The following is a 19,199-nucleotide window of genomic DNA, read 5'->3' as shown; positions in this document are numbered from 1 at the left end:
CATATAACCCAAAAAAGTCCGCCTCTCATGTGCAACATTCAATAATTTCATAGTCATGCATAAAACATGCATAATTCGGTTATTCCGCTTGCGCATAAAAAAAGCCCCAGAGATGTTAAACATTCACACTCTGAGGCTTTTCGTCTTATTTTATATAGTCAGGAAATATATTACAACGGATGCGGCACATTCTCTACACCTTGATCAAGCAAAATCATGCGCTCTGCAGTTCGTGACTCGTATGCATAATTCCTTGTCTTCCCGTATCGCTCAATTAACGTTTCTACCGACATAGCCATCATCTTCGGAATCATCTGTTCCGCATGTTGGCGCAGACGCCGCTGGCCTTGCGGATGAATGACCTTCATCAGAAGCCGCAAATATTTCTTGGTCATCCATGAGAATAAGCCGTTAGACAAATCGCGAACCGTAAATCCAAATTGTTCGGGTCCGCGGTGTAGCATGCTTACCCCGTACAAAGCCTTGACGTTCACCCTGAGATCGGGGTGATCCAGTACATATTCCGCCAACTCCGGCAACGTCTTCTCTACTGAACGTATCATTTGGATAGCAAGCTGCATGGAAGTGCGCGATCGCCGTCCGATATCATATAATCGCTTATTATCAAAGTGAAGTTCTAAAATCAGATCGTCATGCTTCAGCTCTACACCGTCATCCAACATCATCGATTTCCCGTGATAGGGGCGCACCCGGAAATGAAACACAGGCTCGACGCAATTCGTTGTCTTTAATCCAAATGCAAGATGGAACGCTCTTTCGTAAAGAAACCACGTGCGGACAATGGCGTGTCTTAACCAAGAAGGATTGTTCGCCCGTTCCTGGTCTGTTTCCCGAATCAACTCATCAATGCGGACGCAGTGCAAATCTCGGGACGCCGCTTCCTCCAGGAACCGCTCCAAGGCGGCAAGCATATTGGCCGGCGCCTCGCGGTCAGCCCCCAAGGTCAATCCGCAGTCATGGAGCAGCAGCACTTCTCCGCCGCGGCAGCGCTTCATCATGCGCTTATACAGTCTGTCTACACCGACTTTCTTGCGCCAATCACCGAATAGGACAGACCATAAAATAATTTGCAAGTAACCTAGATTGCCGTAATCAAATAGATTAACAATTCCCCATGGCGGGCGATAATAAGTCGTCCGCTTGCCTGTGACCGATTCAATAATATCCGACGTCTTGCTAATTTGTCGCTTCACCGTCTTAGGGCGCATGAGCCAATTGGATTTATGAACATAGTTATGAATGCCGATCAAGTGACCTTCCTCGTGCATGCGCCTGAGCAATTCAGGACATTTCTCCGCATGAATGCCAACGACAAAGAACGTTGCCTTGGCATTGTATTTCTTCAATAAATCTAATAGCTGCGGCGTATACACAGGATCCGGACCGTCATCAAACGTCAGGGCGAGGTTGCGGTCAGATCGTCCTTTCTGAAACACTCTAAATCCGAACAGTCGGCTGATGATGCCTGGGAGAAACGCATAAAACGTCAGGATGTAAAAACCCCATAACAAAATGAATTCCATCCCGTTTTCCCCGTTTCTTTCTTTATATCTTACTCATACGTGTAACTGTCATTATTGTATCATATTGCGTAAAGAAATAGGCACTGTAATTCATTTTCGTGTACAATGATAACTAGATATTTAAGGAAGAAAAGGAGTCGAATTCATGATCGTATTTTATCAAAAATATTGGAGGACCGCATTTGACATTGCCCTCTTGGCTTTGACGGTCTACCTAGTCATGTACACGTTCAGTTTCTTGTATTCGATTGCTGCGCCTATATTTTTAGCGTTCATCGTGTTCATGCTGATTGAACCTTTCGCTGCGTTTCTGAATCGGCGCGGCATCAAGAAGGCCATTGCCTCCGCCATTTCCGTGCTGCTGTTCGTGCTCATCATATTGGGCGCCATCTTTGGCCTTGGATTCATATTTTTGAAGCAAGCGGCGGAATTGCAGGAAAGACTTCCTCAATACGTAGGCGCCCTTCAGCATGGGTTCGTGAACATTACGACATTCCTTACTCATAAATATGAAACTCTGCCGATTGAGGTGACAGGTCGTCTGAACGAATACGTCGGCATCATTACCAAAGAAGGATCGAAAATCGCAATCAATTTTTTGGCATGGCTCACCAATAATATTTCTTCCTTCTCCGCATTTACGCTCAACTTCGGCATCGCGATTATCCTCGCATATTTTCTGAGCATCGAGATCGATATGTGGCGCCGGATAGCCCGTGATAAGACACCGCGGACGTTTCAAAACGCGTATCACTTTTTAAAAGAAAACGTTTTACGGGGCATCGGGGCCTACCTGAAAGCTCAAATGAAGCTCATTTCCGTTACATTTTCGATCATTTTCGTATCATTGCTGCTTCTAGGTGTAGATCATGCATTCTTTATCGGACTGCTGTCCGCGCTTTTCGACTTGCTGCCTCTGCTTGGCATCCCGTTTATTTTTATACCGTGGATTGTCTATCTGTTCATCATTGGAAACAGCTCTCTTGCTATTTGGCTTACGGTCGTCTTAGGTCTTACGCTCCTTGTTCGTCAAATTCTGGACCCGAAGATAACAGGCAACACACTCGGCGTGTCTGGGTTTACCATGTTATCCTTCATGATACTATCGCTCTCCATGTTTGGCGTTATTGGCGTGGTGTTATCGCCAATTTTGCTCATCTTAGTGAAAGCCCTATACGATCAAGGTTATTTGAAAGAATGGATTCGTATGCCTAAAGAAGAATTCATCTCCAATCCGTTCGATGCTTCTCCAGACGTGGCCAAGGAACCCGAAGAACCTGCACAACCCACCAAATAAGCAATAACGCCGCTTTCCATTATCCCGGAGAAGCGGCGTTATTTATTTATTTATGAAGCGAATACTCAGCCAACACATCCATCACTTCACCAAAGACGAGGGTAGCTCGATGGGATGGGCCCGCCGCTTCCTCTTCGCTTACTACTGCAACGGCAAATCGCGGCTTCTGAACTGGCCCGTATCCGACAAACCATGTATGGAGCCGATTCGTCCCAAAAGCATCTGCTTGTGCGGTCCCGCTCTTGCCAGCAAGCCGCCATGTCGCATGACGCAGCGCTTGCCCTGTTCCATATTGTATAGTATCTTCCATCCAGCGCTGAATATATCGAGCCGTAAACGGCTTTATTGCCTGTTCCACCTTCGGCCGTGCGGCGAATTGAGCGAGCGGCAGACCATGCGCATACTGAACTTCCTGCACAAGTCGGGGTTCTCCATTTACTCCGCCCTGCAATAAAGTAACGACGAAGTTCGCAGCCGCAAGCGGAGTAAGCCGCACATCCCGTTGACCAATACCCAGTTGCGCCTTTACACCACCGTCTACAGTATGCACATCAGCTGACGAATGAAAGACGCGGCTGTCTTCTTCCCCATCGAAATGGCGCAGTGCGGAATGACCTAACCTGTCATCAGATACCATCCCTACCTTGCCGCTCATCCCCAGCTTGGAGGCGTAGCTCGCAATCGTGCGGGCATCGAGCCGTTCACCCAATTCTGCGAAGACGACATTGCATGACTTCGCAAGCGCCTCCCGCAAGGTCAGTGCCCCATGTCCCTCAGGCAGCCAACAAGACAATCCGTACTTTCCATACTGCCCGTCACAATGGAACACCTCTTCCGGATCCGTCACCTTTGCATCCAGCGCTGCGGCAGCAATGAATAATTTGTATATGGATCCGGGGGCTAGTGCCTTAAGTGCACGATTGTTCCAGTCTCCCTTATGCGGATCGACATGATTCGGATTAAAAGCCGGACGGGACACCATGGCAACCACATCCCTTGTTCGCGCATCCAACACGGTAACCGATCCTTTTTTCATGCCGTTCCGGTCCATTACTTGTTCGATCTCCGCTTGCAGCTCCATGCTGGTCGTAGTCAGCAGCCGCAACGGATAATATGGATTGTCGGGCCGCCGTATTCTGACATCCAACCCATAGAGCGGACGATGCAGCGCATCGGTATAATGCACGAAAGTCGTCGAACCAATTCCTTTAAGCAGCGGTTGAAAGGCGCGCTCCAAGCCAGACACTCCCTCGATTGAGCGTTCTGTAGGCTTGTCTGCGCCAGAACGTTCCGCTACCGTTCCAACCCACTGGGGAGTCTGCCCCTTCATCGGATAACGAATCGTAACGGGAAGCGCGCGCACGCCATCCCAAGACAGCGTCTGCAGCCGCTCCACTTGTTCTTTCGTCAGCGGGTGAGGAAGCTTCGCATCAGCCGAATCAGGCCAAATATACGGCTCTCTCGCATTCTCCCACCGCTTCAGCACCTCCTGTTCGGTCACATGAAGCCATAGCGCCAACGTCCGCGTCACCTCAGCAGCCATCGCTTGCTTGTGAACAGGAAATAAAACGAGAGCATATTCGGATAGTCCCGTATATTGACGTCCATAACGGTCCAGAATGCGACCTCTTCCATTGTCCAAAATAATGCCTCGTTCGCGCTGTATGACGGAACGCTGCAGCAGCGTATGGCTGCTTGTCTGAACAGAGCGCTTCGTTTCGATGAATTGCAGCCAGCCAAGCCGTATGACATATACAATAAGAATGGCGGTAAAGAGAATGACGATAACAGCGATTCGCTTCATCACCGTTGCTCTCCCCCATTGACGTATCCTTTCCACAGGCGGATTGACCCTCTTTCTAGCCTAATATCGTCCTTACAGAGGTTGTTCAAAAAGTCCCTTTTTGAACTCGCACTTATACACATTATCGACGATAATGCGGGCTATAATCCGTCTGCTGCAATATACCTCATAACTTAATCGTCATTATTCAATGCAAACTGGGTCAAACATTCCGACAGGTGCTGCGACACCTGTTCGAGTTCGGAGGACAAGCCGACAAGCTGGTTAGAGACAGACACCTGTTCGTTGCTTAACGATGCGACCTCTTCCGAAGTGGCGGCGGCCTCTTCGGCTACCGTGCTGACGCTCGTCATTGCTTCTGTCATCACCTTCTGTGTCTCATCCAACTCGTTCAGCGCCTCTGTTGCCCGATCCAGCTTATTCATGAATAAACCCATCTGACGCTTCACGTCATGGAAGATCGTATCCGTATCTTGTACGGCCTGCAATTGCTCTTGAAATACTGGGTATACTCGGCCCAGCATAGATACCGTTTCCTCCACATCCTGTCCGATCTTCTCCGTCATTTCTCCGACCACCCCGATCGAGCGTTGGGTTTCATCGGCCAATCCGCGGATTTCATCGGCCACGACACGGAAGCCCCTGCCAGACGCGCCCGCGCGAACAGCTTCAATCGCCGCATTCAGTGATAAAATATTCGTTTGCTTCGCAAGCTGGGTCAGCAATTCAAGAATATGGCGTACGGATGCCGTACTGCTTTGTAACGCATCCACCTTCGACACGAGCGCTCGCACCATACTTTCCGATAGTTCGGTCTTACGGTTCAACTCGTTCATGTATCCCGTGCCGCGCTGGCTTGCTTGTTCCACTTCACTGGCGGCGCCATACATATCTACATTCAGTTCGATAACTTGCTGCATCTTTGCTGAAGTGAGTCCCGTCCATTCATTTCCGCGCTCCGCTTCCTCCGCAAGTGTAGTCGAGCCATGTGCAATCTCCTCGGTAGCCATAACAATTTCCTTCGCTGACAAGGCCGTATGCTGCGAAGCGACGCTCAGCTTGTTCGCCGTCTGCAGCACCGAATCTGACGCGTTCCCTGTCTGCTTCACCAATTCGCTAATGCGCGACATCATCGTGTTGAAGCTGGAAGCTACTTGTCCGATTTCATCCTGCGATCGCTCGGTCATTCGCACGCCGAGATGGCCATCTGCCCCTTCTTCCATCAAGTCCCGCATGTGCTGAAGCGGCAGGCCGATTCTGCGCATGACGTACCAACCTATAAAGAGTGCTACAACTAGCGCGATCACGATAGCCGTCCATGACGCGTTCCTTATTTTCAACGTATCCTGCAGCAAGGTATGTATCGGAGTGAATCCATTCAACGTCCAATTCGTTACAGGCGAACGATAATAAACGCCGAGCAGTTCATTTCCTGCTTGGTCCACCAACCTATCCCGCCCGCTCTGCGCCGATGATTCAGCTGTCAACCGTATTTGAGGAGGCTGATCAATAAGTGTTGTGTCTTCAGCGTATACGATTTTGCCTTCGGAGCTTACCATCTGGACAAATGACCCGTCTGCGTCATTCCATACTAACTGCTCCTTCAGAACGGATGACTTAATCTCCATAACCATCACATACATCGTGCCGCCGCGATTCACGCTTTTCACCGTTCGGGCGAGGGCAAAGGTTTCATTGGGACTTTGTCCAGAGACACCGTTCGGAGTCGTCGGCAGCCAGATTTTACTGCCGGATTGTTGCAGCAGCTCTTTGAACCAAGACTCATGACGAAGCTCCCGCAGCCGTTCGGCGGACAAGCCCGACGTGAACAGCATTGCGCCATCTTCCTCCACAGGAATCAAGTACATGCCGTACAGCGCATCATTGCCAAATACATACGTTTTCAAATTATTTTCAATCGTTTTGGCTATTTGCAGCTTGCCATAGTCGTTGAGCTTCTGTCCTTGTGTCGCTAATGACAAGGCGGACTGTATGTCCTGATCGAACAAGATTTGCTGCGAGAGCTCAGCGTATTTGCTAAAGAACAAATCCAGCTTTTCTCCGGCCTGGATTACCGTTTGCTCTTGTGAATAAGAGAGTTGCTGTTCAATGATTTGGCGAGCCTGACTGTAAGAGAAAAGACCAACGGAACCAACAAGCAGTGTAATGCTCACAAAAAAGAGAAGAAATAGCTTCATTCCGACGGAACGCAGCGGTCTGAATGGTCGATTCTTGGAGTGGCTGCTTTGTTCGGTTACGGACGGTGAAGCCTTTGTGACATGACGTTTTCCGGTATACATACGCTACACCTCACCCATATGAATGTATATTGTCCTAAGACATATGTCCTAGTTACTACACATTCGACGCCATACACTTTTTTCCTGTATCCAATTACAATAATCTCCCATTCATTCAAAATATAAGTTTCTAAGTCTCGTCTGGCATGGACTCTTCATCAGGGACGACATGTTCCATTCGTGCAGTGGCGAGTCCAGATTGACGGTGATTCGCTTCAACCGCCCCTTTGCTTCATTCTCCCCTTCCATCAGGAGACGGCATTCCCAAGGACGAGTCTGGTTCACTGCCACTATAATCGTCCGTTTTACGACATGCTATATGACACGGCATATGTCTTAACCTCGACATTATCACTCTCGAATGAAGGGGAGGGAGACCACTCCAAATTCTATAGGATCAAAATAACGGCAATGCCATCCGCTGCGTCATGCAGGGCTGCATTGCCGATTATCTTCACGCTTTCGCGTTCTTTTTGCGCATCATATCGAAATAAGTGACAGGCTGTTCCACCTTGATCCGAACCAGCTGCAGCGGATGGCGCGCAGCATCAAGCTCATTGCCTTCGACATCCCATAGACGATCTACCTTCTGTTTGAAAAATGTTCCGTTCGGACCGAAAAACTCGATTTCCGCGCCCGCTTTAAAGTGGTTGCGCTGCTGAATGGTTGCCATGCCGGTCTCAGCATCATAATCCATGACGAGACCCGCGAAGTCGTAAGGCGCAGGCTTGTCTTCCGGCTCGTAGATATGATCTTCGTGGTCAGGCTCTTCATAGAAGAAGCCTGTATTCACCGGTCGGTTCGCCGCTTTATAAATTTCATCCAGCCATTCCTGCTTCAGAACATAATTGTCTGGATCCGCCATATAACTGTCAATGACTTGGCGGTATACGTTGACGACGGTAGCGACATAGTGGATCGATTTCATCCGTCCTTCAATCTTGAAGCTATCAACTCCGACATCGATCAGATCAGGCAAATGCTCAATCATGCACAGATCCTTCGAGCTCATCGCGAAGGCATTGTCTTCTTCGTCAAAGAGAGCCAGCTGATTCACGCCGAGACGGAATTGTTCAAGCACCGGGAATTGTGATGCTTCTTGAGCGCTAATAAGCTCGTCTCCATCCGGACGATTATCCTCGAACAAATCGTATTTCCAACGGCATGATTGACAGCAGCCGCCGCGGTTGGAGTCTCTATCCGTGAAATGGTTGGAGAGGACGCAGCGCCCCGAATACGAAGAACACATTGCGCCGTGTATGAACGCTTCGATTTCGATATCGACGTGCTGTTTCATCTCGGCGATTTCTTCCAAGCTCGTCTCACGCGCCAGCACAACGCGTGGTGCGCCCTCCTCCTTCCAGAATTGAACGGTCTGCCAGTTTGCTATCGATTGCTGTGTGCTCACATGCACTTCCAAGCCCGGGGCAACGCGCTGCGCCGTTTCAATGATGAACGGATCGGCTGCAATGATCGCACTAATGCCGACCTCGTACAAATTGCGCAAATAGTCTTCCAATCCCTCGATATCTTCATTATGGGCATAAATGTTCGTCGCTACGAACACCTTGGCGCCATATTTTTTTGCAAACTCCACGCCTTCGCGCATTTCTTCGAAGCTAAAATTGTCTGCATTCGAACGCAGACCGTATTTTTGCCCACCGATATAGACGGCGTCCGCGCCGTAATGGACGGCGAACTTCAGCTTCTCCAAGTTGCCGGCGGGAGCGAGCAATTCCGGCTTGTCGAGACGATACCGCTTGCCTTTGTATTGCGGCTTCACTTGTGTTGTCATTACTGTTCGCTCCCTTTTAGTACATTTGCTCTTTATAGAAAAATCCAAACGACAGCTCGCGTTCAGGGTCCTGAACGGCACGAATGCGTTCAATCCACTCTTCTTGGAATCGATAATTGTCTGGATCCGCGACGTAAGTGTCAATTGCTTCGCGGTATACTTGGACGACTGTCTCATTATATACCGTAGGCTTCAATAGTCCTTCCACCTTAAAGCTATCAATGCGCGCATCAAGCAAATGCTTAAAGTCCTCGATGATGCACACGTCGTCCGAACTCATAATATGAGTGCCGTTCGAATCCTCATATAAGGGGAATTTCTCGTCCTGACGTTCTCGTTCAATCAGGAAGAGCTTGCGCTCCATGCCGACTTCGTTCACTTGCTCTTCTTTATCAATATGGCGGAAGTAATGCTGCAGCAGATGGCGCTTGGAATGATAAATATTCGTCATGCCGTGGACCTGAATTTGAACCTCCATGTCGGGAAGCTTCTGCTTCATCTCAACAACCTGTTCCATATTGAGCTCACGAGCGACGACAAACCGGCTCGAGCCACGCTTTTTCCAGTATTTTGCCGTAATATAGTTGGTGGATGTCATTTCCGCATTCCAGTGCAGATTAAGATTGGGCGCTGCTGTTCTTGCCGTCATCAGAACAGCAGGATCACCGAATACGATCGCGTCTACACCGATCTGTTCCAGCCGCTGCAAGTAAGCAGATAGCCCATCTAAACGTTCGTTATGCAAAATATTATTGACCGCGACATACAGCTTCGCCTGATGATCGCGGACCGCATTCATGCTTTCTTCAATGTGTTCCAGCGTCATTTCGCCCGGCAGGCGCATGCCATATCGCTGCTCACCTACAAATACGGCATTGGCTCCGGCTTGGAGCATGCGCTCCACCTCGGCCACACTGCCAGCTGTAACGAGCAATTCGGGTTCATATGTCATCATGTTGTTTCACCACTTTCTATTCCCCTGCAGTTTGCTTGCTTTTCTCAATATTGCGTTGATGCTCGGCAAACGTCTTTGCAAACAAATGCGAGCCTGTACCATCTTTCTTCGTGACATAATAGAAATAGTCCGATTGCTTCGGATGAAGCGCTGCTTCAATCGAGGCTGCGCTCGGGCCTGCTATTGGTCCCGGCGGCAATCCCTCTATTTTATACGTATTGTACGGACTGTCAATTTCCAAATCCTTATAGTACAAACGTTCTTTAGGTTTATCCAGCGCATATTGAACCGTAGCGTCGATCTGCAGTTTCATCCCTTCCCCGACTCGGTTATAGATTACTCCTGCAACAAGTCCCCGCTCGGCGTCTACGACAACTTCGCGCTCGATTAACGAAGCGACCGTCATTAGCTCATGAAGTGTCAGACCCTGCTTCTTCATGTCCGTTTCCCAGCTCGGTGAAGCTTCCGTCAATCGTTTTTCGGTCTCTTGAATCATGCGTGTAATAATATCTTTGGCAGAACTGTCTTTTTTGAGCTCATACGTTTCTGGAAATAAATAACCTTCCAACTTATGCCGCAGCTTGTCGTTGTCCGGAATAGCCTGTACCATAGAAGATGTATCGGTTAACCAAGCCGTATCATCCGCAAGCTGCATGAATTCAGCTTTATCTACGATGCCGTCTTTGCTTAATGTGTCAGCAACTTGTTCAATCGTGAAGCCTTCCGGGATAGTAAAGCGAATCATTTCTTCAGGGACGACATCGCCTTGATTGAGTTTGGCTATAATTTCATCAAACGTTGTGCCCGCCTGGAACGCGTAGGTGCCTGCCTGGAATCGAGCTCCTTCTTTACTCCACTTCAAATATCCTTTAAATATAAGTGCATTGCGAATGACGCCTTCAGCTTCAAGCTGAGACGCAATCTTTGCCGTTCCGGTACCTTGATCAATCGTCACGGTAATATCCCGTTCTTCTTTGGGCAGCGGCTTCATGCCATTCCAAATATACCATGTTCCCCCGCCGGCCGCTAAGGCGACAATAAGGATAATGGCAAGCAGCACTTTGGAACCTGTCCTCATCCATTCACTCTCCTACATGGAAAAAGAGCGGTTTTCCGCTCTTTTCGCCGAGATCATGCTTACGTATCTTATAACACGGGATTGCAATATCAGAATGCGTCGCGATAAGCAACTTCATCGTAACGCTCCATTACCTCTTCCCACTCGTCGTCGTCATTAATGCTCTCGAGCTGCCATTGTTCCGCATCGCCCTGTACGATACGGAACAAATCCGGCTCCGCATCTCGCTCGCCTTCCGGCAAGAGCACCGCGTACGCGCGATTGCGGTATTCAAATTCTGCTGCCAAAGACAGCACGCGGATTTCTCCGCGATCATCGGTCATTTCAATGCTATCGCCGTAGACGCTCTTCAGACGGTCGATGAATTGAATGTCAAGCGATTCGTTCACCCTTCATTCTCCTCATCCATGCTTACAAGCGTATTAAATGTTTCTTCAACGATGTTCCATTCCTCTTCGTCTTCAATGACGTAGAGCTTCAGATCATCACCTTCTTCTTCATAGCGGAACGCGTACACTTCATCTGCTTCATCGTCTTCAGCATCCATAGGAACGACCATCATATATTTGTTATCCGAGCCATCCACTTCGAACTTCATAATGACCTCGAATTCTTCCTCGTTCCCCTCGTCGTCCGGAATATAAATGATCTCCGGTTCTTCTTGCAAATGGTTGTCTTGTGTCATGTTAACCCCTCACCTTCTTGATTGATAGTCAAGATATGTTTGTAAAATAATGGTTGCCGCCATTTTATCGACGACTTGTCTACGCTTCTTGCGGCTAACGTCAGCTTCGAGCAATGTGCGCTCCGCTGACACCGTACTCAAGCGTTCATCCCACAGGTGAACGGGTAATCCGAACGACTGCTGTAATTCTTCAGCAAATGACTTGCTTAATTCGCCACGCGGTCCAATCGTACCGTTCATGTTCTTTGGCAAGCCAAGAACAATTTCCTCGACGCCGTGCTCGCGCACGATCTCTCCGATTCGACGCATCGCGTCCCCGGGCTTGCGCTGCACAATGACTTCAAGTCCTTGTGCCGTCCATCCGAAAGCGTCACTAACCGCGACGCCAATCTTACGGTCTCCATAATCCAATCCAAGTATCTTCATCCGATATCTCCTGCACTCACTTCTAGAGGTTGTTTAATAAGTTCCTTTAGATCATGAAGCATCCCAAGAAGTTATTCGACACGTGCATTTTAAGTTGCGAACTCCGTTAATCCACGCGGCTTAACGGTGATGATTCAAGTAGAAGCGGACCAATTCTTCAATAAGTTCGTCCCGTTCCTTCTTGCGCACTAAACTTCGAGCATTGTTATGCCGCGGGATATAAGCGGGATCCCCAGATAGCAGATAACCGACGATTTGGTTAATGGGGTTGTACTCCTTCTCCAAAAGCGCATCATAGACAGACAGAAGTATATCTTGATTGGATGCTTCCTGTTCTTCCGCCTTCACATTGAACTTCATCGTCTTATCCATGGAATTCATCGCCGTCACCTCGCTTTACTCTTATCATAACACATACCCGAACAAACTAGAAAATATTCCGCTTCATTGCACAATCAATTCACATAATTGACGAGAATGCGATGAAGCGGACCGTTTGTTCTCATTCTAACTCTTTTCCCTGAATTTGCAATGCTAACACTTATGCGCCAGCTTGATTGGACACTAATTGTTCCACCAGACCAAGCGCCTCATCCAGCTTGTCAGCATTCTTGCCGCCCGCTTGCGCCATGTCTGGTCGGCCGCCGCCGCCGCCGCCGCATACGGCTGCCAACTCTTTAATCAGCTTGCCTGCATGCAGTCCCTGCTTCACGAGCACAGGCGATACAGCCACGACAAAGTTAACCTTATCTTCGTTCGCGGCGCCCAGCACAATAACCGCTTCCGGCAGCTTCGCCTTCAACTCGTCTGCCGTCGTGCGCAGCGCGTCCATTCCACCGGCATTCACTTTTGCAGCGAGCACCTGAATACCAGCTACCGTGCGCACTTGATCAGTCAATTGACCGGCTTCAATGCTGCTCAGCTTCGCCTTTAACGATTCATTCTCGCGGGACAGTTCCTTCTCACGGATAAACATCCCATCAATGCGCTTCGGCACATCAGTCACATTGCATTTCAACAAGCCTGCTGCTTGCTTTAGAAGTTCCAATTGCTCTTCCATATATTGATACGCATGACGGCCAGAAACGGCTTCAATTCGTCGTGTACCCGATCCGATTCCGCTCTCGCTTACAATTTTGAACAATCCAATTTCAGACGTATTGCCGACGTGGCATCCGCCGCACAGCTCAATGCTGTAGTCGCCTACTTGAACGACACGAACGATATCGCCATACTTCTCGCCGAACAACGCCATCGCGCCCATCGCTTTCGCTTCGTCAATCGATTTCGATTGAATAACCACATCCGTACCCATCCAAATCTGCTCGTTAACGCGGCGTTCGATATCTTGCAGTTCTTCTTGGCTAATACCGCCCAGATGCGAAAAGTCAAAGCGCATGCGCTCCGCTTCCACAAGGGATCCCGCTTGGTTCACGTGCTCGCCGAGCACTTGCTTAAGTGCCTTATGAAGCAGGTGGGTAGCCGTATGGTTCTTAATAATATCTTCTCGTGCGTAACGAGCCACTGATGCCTGTACAGTCATGCCGACGCGCAGCGTTCCACCGTCCACTTGCACCAGATGGACATGCTGGCCGTGCGGCGCCTTCATCACATCTTCTACGCGCGCCTTCAAGTCCGAATCAACATCGCTTAACAGACCGAAGTCGCTCACTTGTCCGCCGCTCTCTGCATAGAATGGCGTGCGGTCAAGCACGACTTGGCAAGTCATGCCGGCTTGCGCTTCTTCCGCTGTCTGATCTTCTACAATAATGGCCAGAACTTTGGCGTCAGTTACCAATTCATTATAACCAATGAACTCGCTTTTAGTCGTGTAATCAGCGAGCGGTCCGCCTTGCACCTTCATGCTTCCTGAATCTTGGCGCGCGGCACGCGCACGATCGCGCTGTTCCTGCATTGCCTGGTCAAAGCCATCTCGATCTACCGTCAAACCATGCTCAGCCGCATAGTCTTCCGTCAAATCAAATGGAAAGCCATACGTATCATACAGCTTGAACGCTTCGGCTCCAGTAATCTGAGAACGGGCTTCGGCTTTCGCCGCGGAAGCCATGTCCGCCAGAATAGCGAGTCCCTCCACCAATGTTTCATGGAAGCGCTCCTCTTCGCTCTTAATCACTTTTTCAATAAATTCACGCTTCTCGAGCACTTCATTATAGTACACGCCCATCACATCGCCGACGGTCTTAACCAGATCGACCAGGAACGGGCGATCGATGCCGAGCACTTTGCCATATCGCACGGCACGGCGCAGCAAGCGGCGGATGACGTACCCTCTTCCCTCATTGGACGGCAGCACGCCGTCGCCTACGGCAAACGTTACTGTACGAACATGGTCGGCAATAACTTTGAGCGCCACATCATATTCGGGATTTTCGTTATACTTCACACCAGCAATCTGACAAGTCGCTTGAATAATCGGCTGGAACAGGTCGGTATCGAAGTTCGAGTCCACGTCCTGCAAAATAGATGCAAAGCGTTCCAAGCCCGCGCCGGTATCAATGTTCTTGTTCGGAAGCGGCGTATAGCTGCCATCTTTGTTGTGGTTGAATTGAGAGAACACGAGGTTCCACACTTCGAGATAACGCTCGTTCTCACCGCTCGGGTAGCACTCCGGATCTGTTTCGGGATCCCCGTACTTCACGCCGCGATCATAGAAAATTTCCGTACATGGACCGCAGGGCCCTTCGCCGATATCCCAGAAGTTATCGTCGCCAGTCTTAATGATATGTTCAGGAGAAAGACCGATTTTCTCGTTCCACAGCTTGTATGCTTCCTCATCTTCGTTATATACGGTAACATACAGCCGGTTCGGGTCGAAGCCAATCCACTTCTTGTCCGTCAGGAACTCCCATGCCCACGTAATCGATTCTTCCTTGAAGTAGTCTCCAATCGAGAAGTTGCCCAGCATTTCAAAAAACGTCTGGTGACGCCGCGTCCTGCCGACGTTTTCGATATCATTGGTGCGAATGCATTTCTGCGAGTTGGCGATACGCGGATTTTCCGGTTTTTCCCGTCCGTCAAAATACGGTTTGAGCGGAGCCATGCCTGCATTAATCCACAACAACGACGGATCGTTATGCGGCACGAGCGAGGCGCTCGGTTCGATATGATGTCCTTTGCTTTCGAAAAACTTCAGCCATTTTGTACGAATTTCACTTGCTTTCATGAATGGAAGCCCCCAGTTCAATAGGTTTGGTATCATACTGTTTTTGTTCTGAAAATAAAAAAATCGCCTCCTGTAAAACAGGGACGATTGTAAGTATCGCGGTACCACCCTGGTTATCGCTTATGCAGCGCACATAGCTGTCTCCCCCTATCATAGGAGCAGTTCAACCTGTCGTGCCGCGTCTGCGATCGCCTCGTCGTTGATAACGGGAACGCCCCGGTGAAGTTCATTCACACTCAGAAACTAGCCTTCAGCCGCTCTTCATGGTGAAGATTCTTCCAGCCTGGCGACGGAAATCGCGCGGAATCTTCTCTCTGGTCCAAGGACTGCAGCTTACTCGGTTTCATCTTCGTTTTGCAATAGATATTTATCCAAGAGTATAAATAAATGTCGAACGCTTGTCAATCCTGAAGCTCGTGGCAAGTCGAGTTCGAAGCAAGACCATTGGAAAATATACAGTCAAATGTACGGACTCGGCGGATACACAGCATGTGGACTGTATTATATCCAGCGGATCCGGATGCTTTTCGGCGTTTGCTGCTGAATGAGCCTCAAACTATTGGACAATCTCCAATGGAACCAACCGTAAAGAGAATTACGAGCAATCTTCACTGTACGAAATCCAATGGATGAAGCAAACAAGATCAGACAAATTGCCCAGTGACTATACGGCAAAGCGCCTCTTCGTCAACGAAGAGGCGCTTCCTTCCGAATGGCCTTTTTAATGCGACCTATCCCAAATATTCAATCTGCTCCAGCATCCGCTTCAGCATGACCGCCGCTTGGGCGCGAGTTGCTGTACCCTTCGGCTCAAATGTATTCACGGTCATCCCCTGTACAATGCCGGTCGAAATCGCCTTCGCAACACCTTGCTGGGCATATCCGCCGATGTTGTTGCGATCCTTGAATTTGTTCAGCGATGCCGGTTCATACGATACGGTATGACCTGTATATTCCATCGCACGGACGAGCATAACCGCCATTTGCTCGCGGTTGATTGACTCATTCGGACGGAACGTGCGATCCTCGAAGCCTCCGATAATACCGGCTTCCGTCGCCGCTCCGATATAAGGCGCCATCATACTGTTCGAGCTAACATCACGATACACCGCAGCCGCCCCTGAGTTGGCCTGCAGTCCGAGCGAACGAGCAAGTAAAATGGCGAATTGACCGCGCGTAATGTTCGCATTCGGCGCGAACGAGGTGGAGCTGACACCTTCAATAATATATTTGGATGCCAGTTCGCGTATCGCTTCACGCCCCCAATGATTCGCTGCATCGATGAAGTCTTTGCTGCGGTCCATCATGGCCACCGCTTGATTGCCCTTGAATGTGGAAGAGAAGACGGTAATCGAGCTGTTCTGTTTCACAACTGTCGGCACGTAACCCACCTTATTCAGTACGGAATCGTAACGTACCGCAGACGCGTTGTGGCGTTGAACATATCCGGTCGTGCGCACTTTACTTTCTAGCTTTGCAGCAAGTGCTTTCGGGCTCGCAGAACCGGCAAAGGTGGAAGCATAGAAATCTAGCGGCTGCACACGCACGTTCGCCCCTGTCGAATTGAGGTCGCGCAGCATGGCATCCGCCGATGAGCTTGGCTGCTTCTCAACTTGCAGGAGCAGATAAGCCGTGCTGTTGCCCCATTCCCGCTCCAGATCACGGAAGTTCAACTCTTTCAGCGGCACGGAATAGAGCACGTCTCCGTATCTCACGGAAAAGACAGCATCATTGACCTGATTGTACACCTCTTTCAACGTTTGCAGCGGCACCGCTACCATGGCGGCACGTTCAGACGCCGGCACATCGAACGCGAGATGATTGCGCGTTCCGTTCTTAATAACATAGTCAAAGGATGATTTCAATTTACTTGACGGTAACGTATACCGCTTCACCGTTTCACCGAAGCGCGAACGCTCCGATTTCGTTTCTGCCGCGGAGCTCGCAAGCAAGTACCAGCCGTTATCCAAAAACCACTCATATGCCGCTGGTTGAATATCATCGGGTCTCGTCATCGATCCGTCCGTCTGATTTGACACCGCCGCGTTTGAGAAAGCTTGCAGCGCATTGCCGCTCCGATCTTTAACTGGGTTGGCGCCTGGCAAGTATGCAAGCGTCACGTTAGAATACGTGCTGACCGCATCGGTGAGCGTCAACGTAATTTGATCGCCTTTGATGGACGCGCTTTTCACCTTCTGGTTGCTATTGTCAGCCTGCACGTAGAACTGCGACAGTGTCGGCGTTGGCGTTTCTCTTAATTTCTCCGAGAACGTGAGCGTCATCGTCGCGCCTTTAATAATGGCCGATCTCAATGTCGGCGCCTGATTGTCTGACTTGTTATCCACCCGCACTAACGTAAAGCTCGCAGCCGGATTGCCCGCCAAATCGGCCAAGCGCGGCTCGCCCGGCGCGTAGGACACCGTCACTTCGTCGTTGTCACCGACACTTGAATCCAAGGTAAGCTCAACGACATTGCTTTTGATATTCACTGCGCTGACATAACGCGCCGATCGGTTCACGAGCACCGAATAATGGCTGCGAAGCGGAACCTGATCCGCCTTCAAGGCTTCATCATAGATAAGCTTCAAAGTGCTTCCGTTCACCTCTGCCGTCCTCAACACAGGCGCTTTCGTGTCTGACAAATTGCGTGCATATAAGTCCGAGAAGGCCTGCACCTGATTGCCGCCTCGGTCCTTTAACGGGTATTTGTCTGGTTTATAGCTTACCTTTACGACTTCACCGTTCGTAATGAGATGAATAATGCTCAATGTCACCTTGGATCCATTGTGGGAGATACGGCTAATTCTTCGTTCTTTACCGTCTGCCCACACCGTGAACTGGCCATCCGCCTTGGAAGATACGGCATCCAGCTCTTTCGTAAATTCGAGCTCCACCTTATTGCCTTGAGCCGTTACGTTACGAACGCTCGGCAGCGTATTGTCCACTGTATTGGCTACTGTCCAACGGTCTATCGAAGCCGCCGCATTTCCGCTCGTGTCCCGAATCGGCTTGCGATCCGAGCCCGGACTATAAGACAGGCGCACCTCCTGACCATAGGCAATGCCGCTTTGCAGCTTCACGTCGACGTGTTCGCCGCTTACCGCTACACTCTTCACCCGGCGCGCATCGCCATTAACCGTCACCGTAAATCTGGACGCAGACGGAACGGACGCCTTATCCAGCGACTCGTCGTAAGTCAACCGAATCGTATCGGAGGCGGTCAGACCCGCAGACTTCAATACCGGTGCAGTTACGTCCTGCTTGCCTGTAGAGAAACGCCAATCCTTCAAGCCAGCATAGTCCTTGCTGCTTTCATTTTTAAGCGCCCCGGCTGATATTTCCACGACGTAGTCCGTATTGCCCCTTAAATCTTGCACAGGGTCAATCGAAATCGTCTTCGTCCCGTCACCTGCAATACGGCCTGACGACATTGGCAGCGCTTCGGCCACCTTGCCATCCTTTGCCGTTTTTATAATGACGCTGCCGTCTTTTTTCCAGACATTCTCGTTGAACGTAAGCTCAAGATTTGCATCCACACGGACATCTCGCTGTTCTTGTGCTGGAGACAGCTTCGACAGGACTGGCAATCCTTGCTCCGCCTTTGTGGCGAACGTCCACGCAACAGGGTCATAAATGCCCAGGAACTCGCCGTTCTCGACCTTGAACGTACCGTAATCGACCTGTACGATATATTTCGTCCGATAATGAAGTGATTTGGAAGGCTTAATCGTCGCTGTCCTCTTCGCATCGTCAAGCTTTACTTGATCGCTTTGGACGGAAATGGCTTCCACCACTTCCCCGTTCATCGTCTTAATAGTTACATTTCCCGTACCTATTTCAACCTGTTCTTGAAACTGTATGCTCAGCTCCGATTGCACATCCACATCATTCGTACCGGAACGAGGATAGGTTGCCTCCACCTTTACGTTATGCCAGGCTTTATTCGTCTGCTTCACCTCGTCGGGAGACAAGGCAAATGCGGTACTCATTGAAAGTTCCATCGCCATTGCAACGGTGAGTAGTATCGCGAGTGTTCTTTTCACGCTAGAACTCTCCTCCTTTGGTCTATTGACCTGCGTCTTTTTCCAGAAACAAAACATGCAGCACACAATATCATGTAACGCCGCATCC

At 49.8% G+C, this 19,199-nt stretch carries 13 protein-coding genes; 1 reads left to right on the top strand and 12 read right to left on the bottom strand.

Annotation, left to right across the window (positions count from 1 at the left end):
- Positions 1-170 precede the first annotated feature (170 nt).
- The gene (locus M3650_RS13085; protein ID WP_251575287.1) at positions 171-1,544 is read right to left on the bottom strand and encodes a polysaccharide deacetylase family protein; all 1,374 of its coding nucleotides are present in this window, start codon (positions 1,542-1,544) and stop codon (positions 171-173) included.
- A 145-nt stretch (positions 1,545-1,689) separates the two neighbouring features.
- On the opposite strand from M3650_RS13085, the gene M3650_RS13080 reads away from it, so the two are divergent.
- Positions 1,690-2,841, top strand: a complete 1,152-nt coding sequence (locus M3650_RS13080; protein ID WP_251575286.1) for an AI-2E family transporter — start codon at positions 1,690-1,692, stop codon at positions 2,839-2,841.
- Between the two features lie 46 nt (positions 2,842-2,887).
- On the opposite strand, the gene M3650_RS13075 is transcribed toward M3650_RS13080, so the two are convergent.
- The 11 genes from M3650_RS13075 to M3650_RS13025 all read right to left on the bottom strand — a co-directional run bounded on the left by M3650_RS13075 (position 2,888) and on the right by M3650_RS13025 (position 19,111).
- Positions 2,888-4,645, bottom strand: a complete 1,758-nt coding sequence (locus M3650_RS13075; RefSeq protein WP_251575284.1) for a peptidoglycan D,D-transpeptidase FtsI family protein — start codon at positions 4,643-4,645, stop codon at positions 2,888-2,890.
- A gap of 173 nt (positions 4,646-4,818) precedes the next feature.
- On the bottom strand, positions 4,819-6,945 hold the full coding sequence (locus M3650_RS13070) for a methyl-accepting chemotaxis protein (protein ID WP_251575282.1): 2,127 nt from the start codon (positions 6,943-6,945) through the stop codon (positions 4,819-4,821).
- Positions 6,946-7,399: 454 nt separating this feature from the next.
- Positions 7,400-8,740, bottom strand: coding sequence for a peptidase U32 family protein (locus tag M3650_RS13065; RefSeq protein WP_019423620.1), 1,341 nt, complete (start codon positions 8,738-8,740; stop codon positions 7,400-7,402).
- A gap of 16 nt (positions 8,741-8,756) precedes the next feature.
- Complete coding sequence (locus M3650_RS13060) at positions 8,757-9,692, bottom strand: peptidase U32 family protein (RefSeq protein ID WP_251575630.1); 936 nt, start codon at positions 9,690-9,692, stop codon at positions 8,757-8,759.
- A gap of 19 nt (positions 9,693-9,711) precedes the next feature.
- A complete protein-coding gene (mltG, locus tag M3650_RS13055; protein WP_251575278.1) occupies positions 9,712-10,773 on the bottom strand; it encodes an endolytic transglycosylase MltG in 1,062 nt (353 codons plus the stop codon).
- A gap of 89 nt (positions 10,774-10,862) precedes the next feature.
- Positions 10,863-11,162: a DUF1292 domain-containing protein gene (locus tag M3650_RS13050; RefSeq protein ID WP_019423623.1), complete on the bottom strand. Its 300-nt coding sequence runs from the start codon at positions 11,160-11,162 to the stop codon at positions 10,863-10,865.
- Entirely contained in the window at positions 11,159-11,458 is a 300-nt protein-coding gene (locus M3650_RS13045; protein ID WP_019423624.1) for a DUF1292 domain-containing protein, read from the bottom strand. Before M3650_RS13045 ends, M3650_RS13050 begins: the two co-directional genes overlap by 4 nt.
- A gap of 9 nt (positions 11,459-11,467) precedes the next feature.
- Positions 11,468-11,884, bottom strand: coding sequence for a Holliday junction resolvase RuvX (ruvX, locus tag M3650_RS13040; protein WP_019423625.1), 417 nt, complete (start codon positions 11,882-11,884; stop codon positions 11,468-11,470).
- A 120-nt stretch (positions 11,885-12,004) separates the two neighbouring features.
- On the bottom strand, positions 12,005-12,265 hold the full coding sequence (locus M3650_RS13035) for an IreB family regulatory phosphoprotein (RefSeq protein ID WP_026011276.1): 261 nt from the start codon (positions 12,263-12,265) through the stop codon (positions 12,005-12,007).
- 160 nt (positions 12,266-12,425) lie between these two features.
- Complete coding sequence (gene alaS / locus M3650_RS13030) at positions 12,426-15,068, bottom strand: alanine--tRNA ligase (RefSeq protein WP_251575274.1); 2,643 nt, start codon at positions 15,066-15,068, stop codon at positions 12,426-12,428.
- A gap of 731 nt (positions 15,069-15,799) precedes the next feature.
- Positions 15,800-19,111: a SwmB domain-containing protein gene (locus M3650_RS13025; protein WP_251575271.1), complete on the bottom strand. Its 3,312-nt coding sequence runs from the start codon at positions 19,109-19,111 to the stop codon at positions 15,800-15,802.
- Between the last annotated feature and the right edge of the window lie 88 nt (positions 19,112-19,199).

The sequence above is a fragment of the Paenibacillus sp. MER TA 81-3 genome (assembly GCF_023713585.1).
GTDB classification, from domain to species: domain Bacteria; phylum Bacillota; class Bacilli; order Paenibacillales; family Paenibacillaceae; genus Paenibacillus_B; species Paenibacillus_B profundus.
The sequence above is the reverse complement of the archived record's forward strand: the minus strand, read 5'-3'. Positions and strand labels throughout refer to the sequence as shown.